Source organism: Nocardia sp. NPDC058658 (assembly GCF_042716665.1).
In the GTDB taxonomy this organism is placed as follows: Bacteria; Actinomycetota; Actinomycetes; order Mycobacteriales; family Mycobacteriaceae; genus Nocardia.
Map to the genome: position 1 here is coordinate 677,747 of NZ_JBHXRR010000001.1, position 15,487 is coordinate 693,233.

12 protein-coding genes and 2 pseudogenes are annotated in these 15,487 nt (G+C 65.3%); 9 read left to right on the forward strand and 5 right to left on the reverse strand.

Annotated elements, in window-relative coordinates; translation table 11 throughout:
• Window positions 1-39: 39 nt before the first annotated feature.
• Window positions 40-1,155, forward strand: coding sequence for a hypothetical protein (locus ACFWUP_RS03270; protein ID WP_379230244.1), 1,116 nt, complete (start codon window positions 40-42; stop codon window positions 1,153-1,155).
• A 965-nt stretch (window positions 1,156-2,120) separates the two neighbouring features.
• Here the strand turns inward: ACFWUP_RS03270 and ACFWUP_RS03275 are convergent.
• From ACFWUP_RS03275 to ACFWUP_RS03290, 4 genes are read right to left on the reverse strand one after another with little or no spacing between them, the layout of a single operon-like run.
• Window positions 2,121-4,316 (reverse strand): ATP-binding protein, encoded by a 2,196-nt coding sequence (locus ACFWUP_RS03275; protein ID WP_379230246.1) that lies wholly within the window; start codon window positions 4,314-4,316, stop codon window positions 2,121-2,123.
• On the reverse strand, window positions 4,316-4,999 hold the full coding sequence (locus ACFWUP_RS03280) for a LuxR C-terminal-related transcriptional regulator (protein ID WP_379230248.1): 684 nt from the start codon (window positions 4,997-4,999) through the stop codon (window positions 4,316-4,318). The genes ACFWUP_RS03275 and ACFWUP_RS03280 overlap by 1 nt, the downstream gene beginning before the upstream one ends.
• An 8-nt stretch (window positions 5,000-5,007) precedes the next feature.
• On the reverse strand, window positions 5,008-6,183 hold the full coding sequence (locus tag ACFWUP_RS03285) for a cutinase family protein (RefSeq protein ID WP_379230250.1): 1,176 nt from the start codon (window positions 6,181-6,183) through the stop codon (window positions 5,008-5,010).
• An 11-nt stretch (window positions 6,184-6,194) separates the two neighbouring features.
• Window positions 6,195-6,485, reverse strand: a complete 291-nt coding sequence (locus ACFWUP_RS03290) for a hypothetical protein (protein ID WP_379230252.1) — start codon at window positions 6,483-6,485, stop codon at window positions 6,195-6,197.
• Window positions 6,486-6,715: 230 nt separating this feature from the next.
• Here ACFWUP_RS03290 and ACFWUP_RS03295 point away from each other — a divergent pair, with 230 nt between their 5' ends.
• Genes ACFWUP_RS03295 through ACFWUP_RS03310 form a run of 4 tightly spaced genes read left to right on the forward strand, consistent with a single transcriptional unit; the run spans window position 6,716 to window position 9,840 of the window.
• Window positions 6,716-7,384, forward strand: a complete 669-nt coding sequence (locus ACFWUP_RS03295) for a response regulator (protein ID WP_379230253.1) — start codon at window positions 6,716-6,718, stop codon at window positions 7,382-7,384.
• Window positions 7,348-8,538, forward strand: coding sequence for a sensor histidine kinase (locus tag ACFWUP_RS03300; protein ID WP_379230255.1), 1,191 nt, complete (start codon window positions 7,348-7,350; stop codon window positions 8,536-8,538). Before ACFWUP_RS03295 ends, ACFWUP_RS03300 begins: the two co-directional genes overlap by 37 nt.
• Window positions 8,535-9,587, forward strand: coding sequence for a hypothetical protein (locus tag ACFWUP_RS03305; protein WP_379230257.1), 1,053 nt, complete (start codon window positions 8,535-8,537; stop codon window positions 9,585-9,587). Before ACFWUP_RS03300 ends, ACFWUP_RS03305 begins: the two co-directional genes overlap by 4 nt.
• A 55-nt stretch (window positions 9,588-9,642) precedes the next feature.
• Window positions 9,643-9,840, forward strand: coding sequence for a hypothetical protein (locus ACFWUP_RS03310; RefSeq protein ID WP_379230259.1), 198 nt, complete (start codon window positions 9,643-9,645; stop codon window positions 9,838-9,840).
• A gap of 14 nt (window positions 9,841-9,854) precedes the next feature.
• Here the strand turns inward: ACFWUP_RS03310 and ACFWUP_RS03315 are convergent, their stop codons facing one another.
• Window positions 9,855-10,145, reverse strand: a complete 291-nt coding sequence (locus ACFWUP_RS03315) for a helix-turn-helix transcriptional regulator (RefSeq protein WP_379230260.1) — start codon at window positions 10,143-10,145, stop codon at window positions 9,855-9,857.
• Between the two features lie 2,058 nt (window positions 10,146-12,203).
• Between ACFWUP_RS03315 and ACFWUP_RS03320 the strand changes: the two are divergent.
• From ACFWUP_RS03320 to ACFWUP_RS03335, 4 genes and pseudogenes are all read left to right on the forward strand, one after another.
• Window positions 12,204-12,935 (forward strand): annotated as a pseudogene (locus ACFWUP_RS03320) (hypothetical protein); the annotation flags it as partial.
• Between the two features lie 861 nt (window positions 12,936-13,796).
• Window positions 13,797-14,090, forward strand: a pseudogene (locus ACFWUP_RS03325) (SDR family NAD(P)-dependent oxidoreductase); the annotation flags it as partial.
• A 128-nt stretch (window positions 14,091-14,218) separates the two neighbouring features.
• Entirely contained in the window at window positions 14,219-14,404 is a 186-nt protein-coding gene (locus ACFWUP_RS03330; protein ID WP_379230262.1) for a hypothetical protein, read from the forward strand.
• Window positions 14,405-14,493: 89 nt separating this feature from the next.
• Entirely contained in the window at window positions 14,494-15,423 is a 930-nt protein-coding gene (locus tag ACFWUP_RS03335) for a recombinase family protein (protein WP_379230941.1), read from the forward strand.
• The last annotated feature ends 64 nt before the right edge of the window (window positions 15,424-15,487 follow it).

Genomic DNA, 15,487 nt, shown 5'->3' on the forward strand with positions numbered 1-15,487 from the left:
CCTCCAGGCCGATAGTGCTGCGGCCGAAGGGAAACCACCATGCGCATACCCTCACGAATATTTCCCGCGGTCCTCCTCGCCGCAATCACCTGCTTGATCCTCGCGATCTTCGGACGCAAAACCACGTCCAGCCACGCCCCCGGCGAGACCTACTTCCCCGACGGGCTCTACCTCGCCACGATCCTGTCGCTGACGGTCTCGATCGGCGCCACCCTCGTCGTCGACCACTTCTTCGGCAAGTCCGACCGGGCGCCACGGTGGTACGGATTCGGATTCGCCGCCGGTGTCGTCGTCTTCATCCTCGGATTCCCCTGGGCAAACCTCGATCGGGGAGGCGGGCAGGCGTTTTCCGTCCTCGAGTGGTGGCGCGCGCCGATGATCGCTGCCGTCGCGTACCTGGTCGCGGCGGTCCTCGACGCGTACTCGCGTGACCAACGGGAGCGCGAAGCGGCACTTGCTCAGCGTGAACGCGAGGCGCACGCCAGAGCACACCGCCAGCGCGAACTCGGTGACAGGCTCCAACAGTGCACCGCCGACGCCCTGAACGCATTCGAAGAATTGCCGACCCACTTGATCGCGGCGCGCGACACCCTCGACCACGCCGAGCAACTCTTCCGCGAGAACGCCTTCGCACCGTTCTGGTCCGCGATCGAAAACGGCACCGCCCACCTCGGACGGTTCAGCGCCACAGTCGTCCGACTTCGCCTGTGTGCCTCCGCGTACGCCGTCGCCGCCGCGGAATACGAAGGCGCCGCTCCGCCGTTTCCGGTCGCGACCACCAGCCTCGAATACCTGACCGCCCACGAGGTCCTCGTCGCACGCCTGCACGAACTCGTCCGTCCCGCCCAACGAGACTTCCACTTCGCCAGCATCTACGAGCAGCGCAAGACGAATACGATCCTCGTCGCCGGATTCGGCACGTTGGCTTCGGCGCTCGACACGATGGGCTCACGCCTGGCCAACGAAATCGGCGAACTCCGAACAGGTGTGGCCACGATGTCGACCAGTTTGAGCTCCGAGCTGTCGGGCATGCACTCGAGTATCGCCACCTATCAGCGCGAACGCGGGCACGTCGACGGCGAATTGCTGCACCGTCACGATCGGGTGGTGTCGATGCTGGACAACATCCAACGCGGCCACCGACCGCTGTTGTGACGGGCTGTCGTACACGGAAATCTCATCGTCGGCGGCGTGATCTCGCGATCAGGTACACACCACCGAGCACCGCGACGACCGCTAGCGGGGGGAAGACAGTCGTCCAGAGCACTGCAGCGATGACCGACACCCATACCGAGATGAGGGCTATCGAACGTAGAGGTGATGCCGGGGCAGCGTTTGTGGTCGAGGTGGTCGGTGGGCGTGGGGTCGGAATCATAGACCGTCGCGGTTCGGTCGTGCGCGTGAATTCCAGTGATTTCAGATCGGTGAGAATCGATTCGCCGAAGGCAGTTGAGTTTCCGACTGCCGTACTGTCTCGGCGACTTCGCTCGAGCCGGAACACACAATCGGTCGAAAAGATTGACGTTGCCGATAGTTCGTCGCGACATCTTTGAAATGTCGAGTAGGTCTCGACCTCCCTCTCCCGTCTCGCAAGGTACAGAATTCCGTCCTGACCGAGCACCGAGATATCTGTCAATGTCCACGTCGTAAGACCTTCTCGCTCAGTACTTTTCACCACCCGGTAGGATCTGAGATACCAGCCCATGAGCACCTCGGGCTCGGACCGCAGCGTGACATCGAACGCCACCCCTTGACGTAGGGCAATCTCCGCCACGATTCGGGCGCGTTCATGAATCTCCCGTAGCGTAGCTTCGGAAACTGTGGCGGAATATTCTTCACTGGAAAGCTGCACGGAAGTTCTCATTCCATTCGGTACCGACAGGATTACAGCCAGGAAGATGTCTTACTCTTCCAGTAACCGTCGTGGGAGCCACACATGTAGCCGGTCCCTTCACATTTGGAGCATGTCTTGCCGGAGAAACCCTTACAGATTGTGCAGTCGTGGACTTTGCGACCACACCAACATTGAAAATTGGCCATTTTCGACTCCTCTGGATGATTGCTGCTGCGTTGACCTGCTTCTGCCAAGGTATCGACGCGAATCCAGTTCGAGAAGATGTCTATTTCCGGGGTTTTCCTTTGCATTGCTCACCATTGGGGGTCTCGTAGGACAGGCGCCGGGTGTGCTCGGTCGTCGTCGCGACAACGGTGGCCACTGCGGGTCGCCGTGGCGGGTTCACGCGGATCGTGATGGTCGTGCCGCGGTCGCAGCTGTCGATTTCGGCAGCTACCCACAGCAGGAAGTTCTCGCGCTCCGACTCGGTGAGTTCGTCGATTCGGTCGGCGCCGTCGTCGACGAGTCGAACGTCCACATCGCGACGCCGCGCCGCCCATGCGGCGGCGACCACGAGGGGGTGCACCAGACCGGGAGCTCGGGCGACACTTCGCAGGTGCACTTCGAACAGTCCGGCTGTCGTCGTGTCCTGTTCGTCGAGTCGACCTTCGGCGGCGATAGTCGCGAGTAGCCGGAAGATCTGCGGATCGAGGGTTCTGAGCTGGGTGCCGCGTTGGGCGGTTGCGGCCGCGAGCTGCGCGGATCGCGTTGCGCGGCGGATGGATTCGTCTCGGACCGCGAAGATGTCGTAGGCCGCGGGCCGAATCGTTCGCGCGACAACCGTCGCGATCGTCATCGGCGCGATATCGATCGCGGTGATCTCGACGCCGTAGACGAGCCCTTGCCCGGTGCGTATCGACCATCCGATCGCGACCGCGGCGATCAGGGCCGAACCGACCCACCCGAGCGCAACCCGACCACGGACACACAGGAAGGCGTACACCGTGGTCGCGAGGAACAGGGGCCACAACTGGGTGCCGGAATGGACGGGGACGGGCAGAACCGCGCAGACCAGTACCATTGCCACCGGACCGGTCAGCGTCACAGCGATCGCGGCGAGCAAGGGCATCGGGTCGTCGGGCACGAAGAGCAGGGCGAGCGCCGCCGCGACGAACAACAGCAGCGCAACTCCCACCGGCCACCACGGCGTGATGCCGGAGCGCCCGGTGACCGCCTGCGAAGCCATGCCGAGGAGGAAACCGAACGTGGCGATCCACGCCGCCGGTTGGCGCATTCCGAGCAGGGTCCGGATGCCGTCGGGTTCCACCCGCGGCGCGCGCCACCTCAACGTGACCGTCGTCCCCCGCCCCACGCCCGTCCGAATCGACACCGAGCCGCCGGGCAATTCTTCGATGCGGTCCTTCATCGCGGTCACGCCGAGCCGTTTGTCGTCCACCTGATTCTGCCCGAAACCTGGCCCCTTGTCGGAAATTCGAACGCAAGCGCTGCCGTCGCCGAGTTCGATGCGGACAGCGGCACATCCGTCGGCGTGCCGAACACTGTTGCGCACTGCTTCGGTGAGCGCGGCGACAAACGCGTCGACCACAGCTGCGGGGAACGCCGAACGACCGTTCCTGTCGATCCACAACGCGGTGCCCACATCGACGTCGTACACCGCCAGGGAAAGCCGATCGGCCACTTCGGCTATCGGGACGGGTCCGCTGCTGGGCGGCTGCGCGGCAAGGACTTCGAGCCTGGCCGAGGCCGCTCGAGCATGTCGGCGAAGGTCGGATTCCGACAGGGTCTGGCGTGCGGCGGCGAGCAGAGTCGCCATCACCCAGGTATGGACCAGGTCGATGAACAACCTGCGTTCGGTGATCTGCGCGCTCTTGGCGGCGGCAATCGCGGCGTCTTGCGCTGCGCGCCTTCGGGTCTCGTGCAGAGTTCGCCCGGTGCGGACGGTGATGCAGCCGGCGCCGACGAGAAGTACGCAGTAGCTGAGGTTGGTGATCAGGTCGGACACCAGGTACGAGGTCGCCGCACCGCTGAGGTGGTTCAAACTCTGAGTGAGGACAACGAGCAGGCAGGTGTAGGCGAGCGCGACCCGTGCCGACCAGAACGCGGCGGCGCACCAGCCTGCCAGACCCGGGATCGCCGAGATCCAGAGATAGGTCATCGGCGGCACCTGACCGTTCCATGCCGACAGCCACAACAGTGTCGGGACCAGAAATCCGACGGCGGCAGTCTGCGCCGCGTAGCGCGTCGGGGCCCGCCATGTTCGCCGGAAGGTCATTGCTCCCGTTGCGATCCCGGGAACGAAGATCATCGCGACGGCCAGCCACACCCACCACGCCGAGGTGACGGGCGCTTCGGCCACGATCTGATGGAGGACCAGCCCGAAGTACGTAAGGTAGCCGACCCCGACGAAACGGCAGTACAACCGCAGCAGTCGATCTCCGGCATCGTCGTCGACCTGGGTCACTACGGCCGCCGACGCGGGCGGTACCACGGCCGCCGGACGAACCCGCCGAGCCGTGCGGCCCGGGTGAGCTCCGACCGCGACATGTTCTCGTGCCCCACTGCCGCGTACGCGGCGCGGATCTTGGCCAGGTACGCCTTCACTGTGTGCGGACTCAACCCCATGATCTCGGCGATGTCCTTCTCCGATTCGCCGGACGCGTACAACGCGAGCGTGCGCTGCAACCTGGTCGACAGGGTCGGGGCGAAGTCGGGATCGGCGTCGATCACCATGGCGAGATCGGCCGAGATCACCGACTCACCGTGTGCCGCAGCACGAATCGCCGCGACCACAACTTCCGGCGGATCCGACTTCTTGACCATCCCACGCGCGCCCGCGCGAGCGCCCATTCGCACCAGCTCCGGCTCCTCACCGGAAGTGAACAGCAGGCTTTCGATTCCCTTCGCCTGCAACGCGTTGACGTTGTCGAACGGGGTCGAACCGTCGCCCAACAGCAGATCCAGCACGACCAGGTCCACCTCATCGGTGACCGCGAGCAGGTCGATGACGCTCTCGGCCGCCGCGACGATCACGATATCCGGGTGCGGCCTCAGATACGACCGAAGCGCGGAGACGGTGAAATCGCGTTGATCATCGACCACGCCGACACGCCTGGCAGGCGCACCGACCGAAACCTGATGGGACATCCCGCCTGCTATCGCCACTGAATCGACGGCGACCACCGCCAATTCAAGAACTCTACGGAGAAAGTGCCCGGTTTCGGGGCTGTCGGGCAGGTGACCGTGAATGTTCCTGTCCGAGGAATGGACACCTTGGTCTCGCCCAGGTAGTTCTCGGCCCATTTATGGGTGGCATCGGTCGCGTTCCAGCAGCGAACGGTTCGGTCACCTGCGCCGCCGGCCTCGGTGACGGTGACGGTGACACTGCGGGGCCCCGCCTGCGCGATGGTTACCGACTCCGCCGGTTTCGTAGGAGGTGCGGGCGCTGGAGCAGGCGCTGGTGCGGCCGGTTGGATCAGTCGGGTTGCCTGCACACCCGCCCAGGTCGCGATGTCGGCCTCGTTCTCGAACCGCTGGCCCAGATAGATCGCGTGGAGATGTTTGTTCTCGACGCCCTTGAACTTCCCGTCCTGCCCACCGAGATCAGCGCCATCACACACCGGATCGCCGTACACGCACACCGAGAAGACCGGATCGCTGCCGGCGAAGTGGGCCCGTTGGCCGAGCCCGCCGCCGATCTTCCAATGATCCTGGTCTTGGGTGAGCTTGCCGTTGGTGTAGATCACCTCGGTGGTGCGCGGTGACGGGCCGTTGTAAGCAGGATCAGCCAGCAGCACGACGGCGCTGATGCGGGACCGATCCACCGGGCCTTTCCCATCGAACACGGTTTGCGCGAGGTCACCCGCGATATGTGCACCCTGCGAGTATCCGACCAACACGAAGTTGGTTGTCGCGCATGTGGCGGCGTGATCTTTGACCGCGTCGTAGGCCGCTCGATAGCCGGCGTCTTTGCTTGCCTTGTACTTCGACCAGTCGTACACCAGTCGGGCACCGGCGGCGTCGAGGTCTGCCGCGCCGTCAGCCGGGTAGACGATGTGGTGGTCCTTGATCTCGATCTTCTGCCGCAGTGTCGCGATGACGGTGGCGACTTCAGACCCGAAACGAACAACCGGGTTGTTCTTGTCCTGCCTACCGGCGTGCGCCAGACCTTGAAAGGTACCCGGCACACCGATCGCGACAGTGGGACATGCGGCAGCGGAAGCAGTTCCGGTCCCCACCGAAACAGCCGTCGCCGCAAGCAGAGCCGCGCAGATTCCGACCCGCGCGGACAACGCCGCAGTGCGCGCCGCGGGCAGCAGTCGTGAAAGCATGAGTCCTCGATTCACCGTGTGCTCAATGCCGACAAGCAGTAGGTCTTGTCGTGAGGTTCGTGGTTGAACTCCACCTGTCCCCGTCGGCAATTCGACAGGTAGTCCTCGACCGAGGTGACCCGGTAGATGCCGTCACCGGAGAACTTGTCGGCAGAACCACCGTCCGAGCAATCCGCCTTTTCGATGCCGTCGTCGGTGAACCCGGACTTCACCGAAACACAGTCTCCGACAGCGAATTCGGTGTCGAGCAGCGAGCAACCACTGGCACCCGCGGACACCGCGATTCCGGTTGCCGCAACCATGATCACCCTTCGAAATACGTCTGCCGACAAGAGAATTCTCCGTCCATCGAGCACCAGCGAACATCTGGTTTCAATGTTAGGAACAGCGGCCGCGCGCCAGTATCCACCGAACAGCCGACAACGCGGCGGCCCACGGGTGGGCCCACAGTGGAAGCCGGTCGCGCACGAGGTGGTGAAACCAGCATCGATGCAGCACAATTGGCACGATCGCCGAGTGGATCTCAGGAGGCATGGTGGACGAAGGGGTCGGCGTGCGCCGGATCGGGGTGGTCGAGGACCATCAGGTCACCATCACCGGGCTTCGTCAGGTTCTCGCCGACGAGTCGAGCGTGGAGATCGTGGCGACCGCGCCGTCGGTGCCGGAGTTGCTGGCGATCACCACCGATCTGGCTTTGGTCGTGCTCGATCTTCGTTTGCCCGACGGGTCGACGCCGGCGGAGAACATCGAGCGGTTGCGGGCGGCGGGCATCGAGACGCTGGTGTTCACGTCGGCGGACGAGCCGTATCTGGTGCGGGCGGCGGCGCGGGCGGGGGTGCTCGGGGTGGTCCGCAAATCCGAACGTGACGAGGTGGTCGCCGCGGCGGTGCGCGACGCGGCGGCGGGCAAGCAAGTGCCGACCATTGATTGGGCGATCGCGATCGACGGTGACGACGACTTCACCGTCGTCAAACTCAGTCCTCGACAGCGTGAAGTGCTCGCCCTGTACGCGTCGGGTGAGCCCGCGGCACGGGTGGCCCGGCTCACCGGCCTCACCGAGGAGACGGTCAACGCCTATCTCGGCCGGATCCGACTGAAGTACGCCGAGGCCGGGCGGCCCGCGCGCACGAAAACCGAACTGTTCAAACGCGCCTTGGAGGACGGGTGGCTTCCGATACCGCGTCGACGGCACGCGCCCTGAGCGCGGGGACGACCGAGATCCGGCTCACCCGGCTGTTCGCCCGCTTCATCGCCTCCGGGTATCTGTTCTACCTGCTGCTGTTGATACCGACGATCGCCGCCCAGTACGCCGTGCTGGAGCCGTGGTGGACCTTCTTCGCGGTGGCGGCCGTCTTCGGTCCGCCGATGGTGTTGGGCGCGTTGTCTTTTCGCCACGACGTGCGCTGGATTCGGCAGGTCGCCGCAGTGAGCGCGGTGACGTATCCGGCTGCCGCGCTGGCCTGGCCGTTGGCGTGGCGTGGCGACCTGATGACCGCGGACGCGTGGATCTCCGGCATTCCGGGACTCGCCGGGTTGGCCGCGGCGGTGGCGTGGGGTCCGGCTCGCACGATCGCGTTGCTGGTGGTCTCGGTGGCCACGGTTCAGCTGATCAATCAGTTCTGCCGCACGCCCGACCACAACGCACCCTTCCTGCCCGACCTGATGTTCGGGCTGAGTTTCTGCCTGCTGTATGTGGCGGCGGCGTTGATGGCGCTGCACACCGGGCGCCTGCTCGACCGCACCCGCGCCGAGGCCCACAGCGCCGCCGCCACCGCGGCCGCGACGCAAGCCCGTGCGGTGCAACGGGTTCGGTTCAACGCCTTGCTGCACGACTGGGTGATGTCGACACTCCTGGCGGCCGCGCGAGGGACCCGCCGCGAGGATGTGCGCCACCAGGCGCGACTCACGCTGGGCAAGCTCGACAACACCCGGCCCGATACCGGCCTCGGCTACCCGCTGTCCTCGGCCGCCGCCTATTTTCGGGCGGCGATCGCCGACGTCGACGACGCGCTGGTTCCGTCGATCACCGTCTCCCCCGACGACGCGGTCCTGCCCGCCGACCCGGTCCAGATCCTGGGGGCCGCAGTGAGCGAATCGGTTCGCAACAGTGTCCGCCATGCGGGCCCGCGGGCCACCCGGACCGTCGAACTCGCGTTCTCCGCCGACAACATCGCCATCGTTTGCGCTGACGACGGTGTCGGGTTCGTGCCGTCACAGGTGCCGGAACATCGTCTCGGCCTGTCGGTGAGCGTGATCGAACGCGTCCGCCACCTGCCGGGCGGCGCGGTGGAGGTCCACACGCGTCCGGGTGCGGGAACCGTTATTCGCTTGGGCTGGAAGGAGCCTGCCGCGTGAGCACCACCGGTTCTCGCGATATCCGCGCGCTGCTGGGCATGGATACCCGCGCCGCGTGGTTTCTCGCCGGGTTCTTTCTGCTCGCCGAATCGCTGCTGGCTTCGACCTCGTGGAACTACATGGACAAACGCTGGCCGGTCGTGGTGTCGCTGGTGATCGTCGGTGCCGTCACGATCGGGTTGCTTCGAGTCCGCGCCGACCCGATTCCGGTGCTGACCACCAGTGCGATGGCCGCTTCGATCCCCTTCACCACCTTCCTGACGCTGACCAATATGTCACTGCCGCAAGCTACTTCGGCACAGCTGTGGACCTTCGGGTCGGGGACGGTCACCGCGACCTTCCTGTGTGTGCGTGGGCGCACCCTCGCCGCCTGGTGCGGAATGCTGGCGGCGATCGCCACAACGGCGGTGTGGGCGGCGCGCACGGGGCAGGGCGCTTGGCACGGCGTCTCGATTTCGATCATCAACCTCGGCCCCCTGCTGATGGCGACCTTCTTCGCCTACACCTTGCGCCCGGCGGCCCACGCGATCTTTCAGCTGCGGGCCGAGTCAACGAAGCAGGCGGGCGCGGAAGCGGCCGCCGCGGCGTTGTTCGCCGAACGTCTCGCCCAGGCGGACCGCCTCGACCGGATGGTCCGGCCACTGCTGGAAACACTGGCCGGTCCCGCCGCGGTGACATCCGACGTGGCCGAGGAATGTGGCCTCGTCGAGGCCTACCTGCGCGACACGCTCCGAGCTCCGGTCCTCGCGACCGGTGCGGTGATCGCCGCGGCACGCGAGGCCCGGCGTCGCGGGGTGGAGGTGATCCTGGTCGACGACCACGGACTCGACAATGCCGACACCCTCGTCCACGACCGGATTCTCGCGGCGGTCACCACCGCGCTCGCCGGCTTCGACAGCGGCAGTGTGCACATTCGCGTTCTGCCGCCCCATCGACCGGTTCTGGTCACCATCGTGGCCAACAACCCGCGCGCCGGGATCCACCGCACCGAATTCGGCCCGTTCGGGCATCCGGTTGTCGGGTCGGCGAATTCACTGTCATCCGGATAACTGACAGTCGGTCGCCCTATTCAATTTCCACTTGAATGCGCGCGAAAATTGCCCCATGCTGAAGAAAATCGCCACGGCGTTGGGTATCGTTGTCGACGCATTCACCATCGTGATCTACCACGTATTGCTGATCGCGGTCGGGGCGTTCGGAGTATTCCTGATGCCGACCGTCGCGGGAATTGTCCTGCTCGTTGTCGCGATCGGTCTCGCCGTTCTCTTCTGGACAACCGGATGGATGTTCTTCATCGGCTGAGACGACCGCCGCGGTCAGATCTCGTCGAGGTGGAGATGTCCGTCCTGCAGAGCCCGCGCCAGCAACGCCGCCTTGGTCGGCGCGGGCCTGCCGACCTTGCCGTACTTCTCGCGAATCCGGGTGAGATGGGTGTTCACCGTCCCCGGCGCCAGGTAGAGCGACTGGCACACATCACTTTTCGAGTCGCTGAGGATCCACGCCAACATGACCTCGAGCTCGCGCGGGCTCAGCCCCGGTACCGCCCACCGTCGCGCGGGACGCTCGAACTCACCCGAAACTCCTGCTGTCACACCAACTACCGACATCGCCTGGCCTCCGATCCGCACAACACCCTTGTGTGAAACATTAAGGGCTGAACGGCTTCACTGTGAAGGTTGCAGTTGTAGGGCCCCAAAAATGGTGCCTCCTTTCGTTCGGCACAGAAAATAGCGACCGTGCGGTATTCGATCCACCGCGTGTCGGTCGGATAGCTGATACCGCGTCGCCGCCGCGGAGCGCATTCTGCGGAAATGGCATTCACCAACGGACCGAGCCCCGAACGGACCGGCCGGGCCCACGAGATCACGCGCCAATTGCTCGACCCGGCGATTCCGGTGATCCCGATCCGGCCGCTGACGCTCAACGACATGGTCGTCGGGTCGGCGCGGGCCGTGGCGCGGCACGGGAAGGTCTCGATCGGGTTCACGGGCGCTGTGCTCGTCAGCGCGGTCGCGGTCTTCGCGATGGCGGGCTATGTGCTCGTCCAGGTGGCGATGTCGATGCTGGGTGGGTCCGACGATCCGCTCACGTCGCTGATGGTGGGCATGGCCGGTGTGATGGTTGTGTTCGTCGGGTTGCTGTTCGTGGTCGGAATTCCGTGTGACGCCGCGATCAACGGGGTCGTCACCCTCGCGGCGGACCGGGCGATCCGCGGCGCCCCGGTGGAGTTCGCCGAGGTGTTCGCCGGTACGCGGCAACGCTTTTGGCCGCTGTGCAGGCTGATGACGTTCTTCTACCTCCTGCTGGTGGTGCCCGGTTGGGTGCTGCCCGCGCTGTCGTTGGTGGTGGGTGGCCTGCCCGCGCTGGTCGTCACGATGCCGGTGCTGCTTGCGGCCGAATTCGCGCTCGGCATCCTGTTCAGCCTGTCACCGGTTGTGCTGATGCTCGAGAACAAGGGCGTGGTGGCGTCGCTGAAACGCTCTGCGGCACTGGCGAAGCCGTCGTTCTGGCGGCTGCTGGGGCTGCATCTGGCCTGGTTGGTGCTGGTGGTCGTGGTGCTGATGGCGACCTACTGCCCGCTCGGGCTCGTGCTCGCGGTGTTCGGGGAGACGACGTTCGCGTTTCCGCTCTATCTGATGGTCTATCTGGCGGTCGCCGTCCCGCTGTTCCGCACGGCGCAGACGCTGATCTACACCGACCTGCTGATCCGCGAAGGGACATACGGGCAGACCCTGATCCGCGATCTGACCGCCGACACGGTCTCGCCGACCGGCCAGGTGGGCACCACAGCACGCGCGGGCAAGCCTATTCTCGTTGTGCGGCCATTTCACGTGGCACGGGTGGCGGGCGTAGTGGCGTTCGTGCTGGCGATTCTCGATCTTCCTGGGGTCGCGTGGTTCATCATCGCCGCGGGATGCGCGTTCGGCGAATGGCATACTCGCACCAAGGATGTGCCGTGGCCGCCGCAGGTCCACAACATTCTCGTCACTGTCCAACTGGCCGACCCGAAGAGTGACACAGCGACTTCCGTTGAAGTGCACCCTGTTTCGCCGACCGTATCGCTGACAAAGGCGCCACTTGTCGCGACACCGCCCGTCAGCCGGCAACCGGTCGCATCGACGGTTCCGCGATCGGACCGGCCCAGTGTCAACCTGGTCAAGAACACGACGATCACATCGGCTCCTCGGTCCGGTCACCGGAACCTGTTGGTGCTGGCCACTGTTGGCGTTGTCGCGCTACTCGTCGCGACGGGTGGCATCGCCTGGTGGTTCACCCTCCGATCTCCCACCTCCGAGCCCATGGCGGTCCAGTCAAGCGGTCAGCTTCGCCACACATTCCCCGAAACACCCAGTGCCAACTGGACTCTCGCTGCTGCGCGCGTGTTCGCTCGCGCCCAGTTCGCGGCACCGATTCCGTCGTCGACCGGCGTCGCGAAGCCGGGATTCCTCGATCTCGGCGACACCGTCATCACCACGGCCTACCTTCCGGACTCCGACTACGAGCCCGACCTCGTCGCGATCGACGCGGCCACCGGGCAGATCCGCTGGACCTCCACCGTAGGTTTCAGCGCCTCGTGTGCCGACCGGACAATCGACGGACTGCTGCCGTGCTTCGGCCGAACCGGAATGGGGCCGGACCATTTCGAGGGCGTGGCGTTCTTTCGAATGTCCGATGGTTCGCTGCACCATCGTCTAGCGGCGTCGAATATCTCGCGGGTCGCGGTGGTCGGCGACGACATCGTCACCGCGGGCTATGACCGGATCTCGCGCGGCAGCGTCGACGACCTCACCGCCGAGTGGAGTGTCGATCGCACGCCGACCCAGGCCTGTCCCGGCTCCGGGGATCAGCAATACTTCGGCGCAACAGACGAATTCGTCTACTTCGGCAACGACACCGGCAGCATCGTCCTGCGCGCGGGCGATGGCAAACAGGTGATCGCCACCAACGCGATCGCCGTCGCCACCTATCCAGGACACGGACTCGTCGCGGTCACCTGCCCGGGCGGCTCGAAGACCCAGCGCACCACCGTCGTGCTGGACAGTGCGGGAAACGCCCTGCGCACCCACGAGGGTCAGGGCGGATACGCCGCCCCACTCACCGTCGCGGACTCGCCCGACAGCTACGTGATCGGTGGGACCGCCTACGACTTCACCGATGGCAGCCGAACATGGTCGGGGGCGACCGGGGTTTCCGACATCATCGACGACACGGTCGTCCTCGTCGGCGAAGACACCTTGTCCGCCATCGACTTCCGCACCGGTGCGACCCGCTGGACCCAACCCTTCGACGTGGTGCGGTCCTACACCGTGCCGTTCCAGTGGCTCACCGACCGCGAACACGTTCTGTTCACGAAAGACGATGCCCTCCAAGCGATCAACCTTCGAACCGGCGCGACGGTGTGGTCTGTTCCCGGCTTCGACGGCAACCCCCAGCGAGCGGGGAACGGCTTCGCGGTCGCCGACCGCGACCTTCTCACCTACTACGCCCCCACCGGCGGACCAGCAACTGGCGCGAGCACTCCCACCGTCGAGCCGACCCAACTCGTCACCCGCTGCGGCACACCGCCGCAGCTCACCCCCGTGCAATACCGCACCGACACCGACGGGCTGATCGTCCGCATGGAATTGCGGGCGGCCTGTCCGGGCGGCGACATCATCTCCACCGACGGCCTGCGTGTCTCGATCACACAGGCCGGGCAGTCGGTGGCGACCGGCACCTTCGACTTCTCACGCACTCCGCTCTATCTCCCACCGGCCGGGCAGGGCGCGACCGCCGTGCCGCACGAGTTCAAGTTTCCGTTCGGGACATTCTGGCGCCTACCCAATACCCTTGGCGCGGGCGGCGATCCGGGAGTTCAGCGGATCGACACCGTGCACGATCAGCTCGTCGAATGCGTGGACATCGGAACGAGCAACGGCCCCCGCGAGGGACAATCCCGCACCGGACCTGCCGGTACTTCGGCAGCCTCGGGTTCGGTACCTGTCGCCGATCAGGAACGATTCGCGTTCGACGCCTTGCGTGCCCAGGCCGACGCCGACCGACCCTCGATCCAGCGCAGCCTGGCCGACCGGTGGCTCCCGCAACTCTCGTCGAAACGGGTCGGCTTGGTGGCACCGGACACCGACGGCCGGGTCGTGACCTGGTCGGCGACCGAGATCCTCGACCAGCACCTACGACTGCGGGTGAAATACCCCGAGGTCCGGCTGCTCTGGAGCGACGAATGGCGAACGTTCGACCAACGCGGCTGGTGGGTCACCATCGCGGGCGCCACCTTCACCGATCCCGCCCTCGCCAACAACTGGTGCGACGTCGAACGCGTGGATGTCGCTGTTGCTGAATTGCGCAGTGCGGGTGGTGATGTCATCGGCATTGCCACCGATGTCACCACCGAAGAGGGCGTCGAGCACCTGCTGCGGGAATTGCCCGCCGTGGACATCCTGGTCAACAATCTGGGCATTTTCGAATCGGTATCGGCGCGCGAGATCACCGACGCGCAATGGCGCACCTATTTCGACGTCAACGTGCTATCGGCGGTCCGCCTCATCCGGACGGGGAAGGCACCCGGTGCTGGTTCGGCAACCAGTTCAGTCTGGTCGCGCCGCGCATTCATGCGTACGGAGTCGAGATCTGGGTTCCTGAGTTGGGGGGTCGGTTCGACCCGAACAACGTCACGCACTCGATGATGATGAGCATGCTCGGCGGGCTGAGCGAATCCGAACGCCAGCATGTCCAGCAGCGCACCCGGGCCAGCATGGACGCCCAAGTCCTCAACGAGGGCCGCCATCAAGGCGGCAGGCCGCCCTACGGATATCTCGTCGTCGACGGGCCACCGCACCCCAATCCCAACCGCGCGGCGACAATCTGAAGCTGCGGATTCTGTCGATCGATGCTGCGACCGCGCCGGTCGTTCAGCGGATCTTCCGCTCCTATCTCGCCGGCTACGGAGACAGGGCCATCGCGACCGAGCTCAATCGATTGGCGATCCCGTGTCCGTCGGCGCATCGTCCCGAACAGAACAAGCATCGCTCCGGAGATGGCTGGCAGGGCTCGACAGTTGCGGCGATCCTGCAGAACCCGCGCTACACCGGCTATGCGATCTTCGGGCGTTGGAGCAAACGCGAAGTGCTGTTGGATCCCGACGATGTCGCCGCGGGACATGTTGTCCGGTTCAAACGCTCGCCCTCCGAACGCATCGTCAGGTCTCGTCGGCCCGCGCATCCGGCGATCGTCTCTGTCGAAACCTTCACCGAGGCAACACTGCTCCGCCACAAGCGTGCAGGCGCGAGCAACCGCGCCCGCAGCAAGCTCGAACGGACCAGGGCGCCGGGAACAAGCGACTGCTACCTCTGCCGTGGCCGCGTTCGATGCGACAGCTGCAACAGGAAGATGCAAGCGGAAGTCGTGCGAGGTGCGGTCTACTACCGTTGCCGCGCCTCAACGCTTGCACCCGGCAGTCCAGCGCTGGAACTGCACCCTCGCACGGTGAACTTGCGAGAAGACCATCTTGTGGAGCCAATCGACAACTGGCTTGCGACCTTGTTCGACCGGGCGCATATCGACTCAACGATCGCAGCGCTGATCGAGGCCGGCAACGATGACAGCACCGACGCCCGTCGCCGTGCGCGCTACGTCAACGCATCCAGGAAGCTCAGGTGTAGATCGGCCGACACCTCGCCGCGATCGAAGCGGGCGTCGAGCCGATGGTCGTCGTCGACGCGCTCAACGCCGCGCAGGCAGAGAAGGCTACTGCAGAGTCGAGGCTCAGAATCTTCCGAAGGCCGAACGCCTGACCGAAACGGAGCTTCGCAAGCTGATCGAGTCAGTGGGAGACGTTCGCGCCATTCTGACCGCAGGTGCGCCCGCGCACAAGCAGGAGCTCTATAACGCAGTTGAACTCCAGGTGCGCTATGCGCACCTGGAGTTCCGAGCGAATGTTAGTGCGACCCTC

Bases quoted from the DNA above. Each gene is read 5' to 3' on its own strand.
- ACFWUP_RS03270 (WP_379230244.1), top strand. From the start codon at position 40: ATGCGCATACCCTCACGAATATTTCCCGCGGTCCTCCTCGCCGCAATC.
- ACFWUP_RS03280 (WP_379230248.1), bottom strand. From the start codon at position 4,999: ATGTCCCATCAGGTTTCGGTCGGTGCGCCTGCCAGGCGTGTCGGCGTG.
- ACFWUP_RS03285 (WP_379230250.1), bottom strand. From the start codon at position 6,183: ATGCTTTCACGACTGCTGCCCGCGGCGCGCACTGCGGCGTTGTCCGCG.
- ACFWUP_RS03290 (WP_379230252.1), bottom strand. From the start codon at position 6,485: ATGGTTGCGGCAACCGGAATCGCGGTGTCCGCGGGTGCCAGTGGTTGC.
- ACFWUP_RS03295 (WP_379230253.1), top strand. From the start codon at position 6,716: ATGGTGGACGAAGGGGTCGGCGTGCGCCGGATCGGGGTGGTCGAGGAC.
- ACFWUP_RS03310 (WP_379230259.1), top strand. From the start codon at position 9,643: ATGCTGAAGAAAATCGCCACGGCGTTGGGTATCGTTGTCGACGCATTC.
- ACFWUP_RS03315 (WP_379230260.1), bottom strand. From the start codon at position 10,145: ATGTCGGTAGTTGGTGTGACAGCAGGAGTTTCGGGTGAGTTCGAGCGT.
- ACFWUP_RS03330 (WP_379230262.1), top strand. From the start codon at position 14,219: ATGATGATGAGCATGCTCGGCGGGCTGAGCGAATCCGAACGCCAGCAT.